This window comes from Urechidicola vernalis (assembly GCF_031846385.1).
GTDB classification, from domain to species: Bacteria; Bacteroidota; Bacteroidia; order Flavobacteriales; family Flavobacteriaceae; genus Urechidicola; species Urechidicola vernalis.
This window is the reverse complement of sequence record NZ_JAVRHV010000014.1, coordinates 1-2,948: the sequence shown is the minus strand read 5'-3', so window position 1 is coordinate 2,948 and position 2,948 is coordinate 1. Positions and strand designations below refer to the sequence as shown.

The 2,948-nt window shown below is 37.2% G+C and carries 2 protein-coding genes; both read right to left on the bottom strand.

The window, feature by feature from the left end:
• Nucleotides 1-1,983, bottom strand: coding sequence for an OmpA family protein (locus tag RM519_RS13885; RefSeq protein WP_311594430.1), 1,983 nt, complete (start codon nucleotides 1,981-1,983; stop codon nucleotides 1-3).
• 11 nt (nucleotides 1,984-1,994) lie between these two features.
• On the bottom strand, nucleotides 1,995-2,948 hold a 954-nt coding region (locus tag RM519_RS13880), incomplete at its 5' end, for a PorP/SprF family type IX secretion system membrane protein (protein WP_311594429.1).

Sequence of the window (2,948 nt, the reverse complement as noted above, 5' to 3'; positions counted from 1 at the left end):
TTATTTCATCTTTATGATGATAAATTCTGTTCTTCTGTTTAATTGATGTTCATCCTCTGAACATCTTACATCGTTTGTACACTTCTTTGTCTTACCATCTGGTAATTCTATTGCTACCATCTGCGATTCTCCAAAGCCTTCGTACTTCGTTATTCTACTTGCATCAACACCGTTCTCTATCAAATAATCATACGTAGACTTCGCTCTTCTGTTAGACAAGCCCATATTATAATCGTCATCTGCTCTACTATCGGTGTGTGACTCTAATCTAATAACCATACCTGGATATTCATTCACCATTAAGTCTACAACCTTATCTAACTCTAATGCTGCATCTGGTCGGATATAATCCTTATCAAAGTCAAAATAAATCGTCTCTAAGTCTGCCAACACAACTACATCTTCTACTGGTATTAAGTTGATGTTTAAATCTACCGTTACCTCTGTTTGTGTATCGATTCCTTTGGTACTAAACGTTACTTCTGCATCTTGATACTTCTCCTTCGATCCTTTTAAGATAAAATCTTCATCTCTTGGAACAATCGTTTCATAAGTACCATCTGCTTCCGTGATAAATTCTATAAATTCTTCACCGTTCTCTCTAGTTAAAACAACCTTTGCTCCTGCAACTGGTTTGTTGTTTATCGCATCAGTTATCGTACCTTTCATTATCAAGGCTGGTATACGGTCAAATCCATAAATATCATCGCCTCCTTTTCCGCCTTTTCTGTTTGAAGAAACATAACCTGATAATCCATCTTCGGCTAAGTAATAACCGATATCATCTTTCTGACTATTAATAGGTGACGCTAGATTGATCACATTTACAATCTCATTATTGTCTCCTTCAACTGCTACAAATACGTCCATCAATCCTAAACCTACATGACCATCGGATGAGAAGTATAAGGTACTCTCATCATCCTTTTGATGAATAAATGGAAACACCTCGTGTCCTTTTGTATTTACAACAGGCCCCATATTCTTTGGTGCTCCTAAGGTATTGTCTTCTTTTACTTCACTTACATAGATATCCATACCTCCTTGCGCATCAGCATGTGGCATGTCTGAGGCAAAGTATAAATGTTTTCCATCCTTACTTAAACTCGGATGGTATACTGTATAAGCTGCACTGTTTACATTCGCTTGCTTTACATTGACCCACTGACCTTCTACCAGTTCTGCACTGTAAATACCAACATGCATAATACCATCTTCATCTTTAATCGCCTTGTCATCATAGTAATTGTTTCTTGAAAAGAACATCAATGTACCATCTCCATTAAAAGTGGCTGGTCCATCGTGATGCTTTGTATTTACATCTCCTACTAGTTTCTCTGTTCCTTCTACACTTCCTCCTTCTTTACTTGCCACAAATACATCCATCAAAGGCTGCTCATCCCAAGCATATAAACGCTGGGTAGAAACACCATCATCTCGTGAGGATGCAAAAACCAATTGATCGTTTAATTCTACTGCCCCAAAGTCGTTATACTCTGTATTGATATTTAAATCTCTTAAGGTGTTCTTGTCATTTGAATTGAAAATTCCACTAGCCAAGTCTCCGTTCTTAAAAAACTCTTTCGTTCTTGAATCTTGTTCGCCTCCTGCTTCTTTGTACTTCTTCATCCATACTTTAGACTCCTTATAATCACCAGTGGCTCTTAAGGTCTGTGCATAGTATAAATAATACTCATGCGGTACTGCTGGATCTTCTACTGCTCGCTTGTATAAAGGCAATGCCTTTTCCGGTTGACGTAGCATGATATATGCATCGGCCAACTTACGCACTGATGCGCGTTGGTTTACTGTCGTATCTGCTAGTTTCTCATATTTCTCTGTCGCTTTTACAAAAGAAAAACTGTCATACTGACGCTGTGCTCGCTTTTGTTTTCCGCTTTGACTCTCTTGCTCTTGACCTAATACAGATGTACTGATCAATATACTTAATACTAAAAGTCCTATATTTTTCATCGTGTTCATCTTTATATGGTTTAAAAGTATCTTGGAGATTTTTGTTTGTTCTTCAAGAATTTAAATTCGTACATTAAAAAGATCTCATGGGATCCTGATGTGTATGGTCTTATCTCTCCTGTTGGTATCTCATAGGCATAACCTACTCTAAATTGTCTTGATACCTGGAAGTCTGCAAAGGCTCCAAAAGCTCGCTGCTCATCGTTGATTCTATACGAAGCGCCTAACCAAAACTTCTCATTAAACAAAAAGTTTGCTGTAGCATCGGTAGATAAAGCCGCTCCTTTTACATGCTTTACCATAAATGATGGCTTGAACTTGATTGACTTACTCAAATCAAATACATACCCTCCTAATAAATAGTAATGCACTCTATCTAATCCTTCGTATTCATCGCTCTCATTATTATCATAGTTGATGATTCTTGGAGTCGAAAGTCCTACATACCATTTCTGAGTATGGAATAAAACTCCTGCTCCAAAGTTCATGTTCCATGTATTCAACTTCTCATTAAAATAAGGATCGTCCAATACCGACTGTAATTCCATTTGGCTACCAAAAGTCCCTCCTGGAACAAACAACTCATCATCTAACTTATAATTAGAAGCACCTCCTTTTAATCCAAAGGAAATCTCCATAGATTCACTTGCTTGAATCGTATACGAAAAATCCGCATAGATAGAAGTGAAATCCTCATATCCTAATTGATCTTTTATAAATGAAAGTCCTAAACCAACCTTCTCATTACGCAATGGTGAATGAATAGATAAAGTCATCGTTTGTGGACCTCCATCAAAACCTGCCCATTGATTACGATTCAATGCAACAATACTCAATGCCTCTCTACTTCCTGCATATGCCGGGTTTATAGCAATTGTATTATACATATACTGCGTAAATTGAGGTAATTGCTGTGCCATGGAGTCCATGCACCCTATTAACACCAATAATACTATTGTAATAATCCTTTTCAT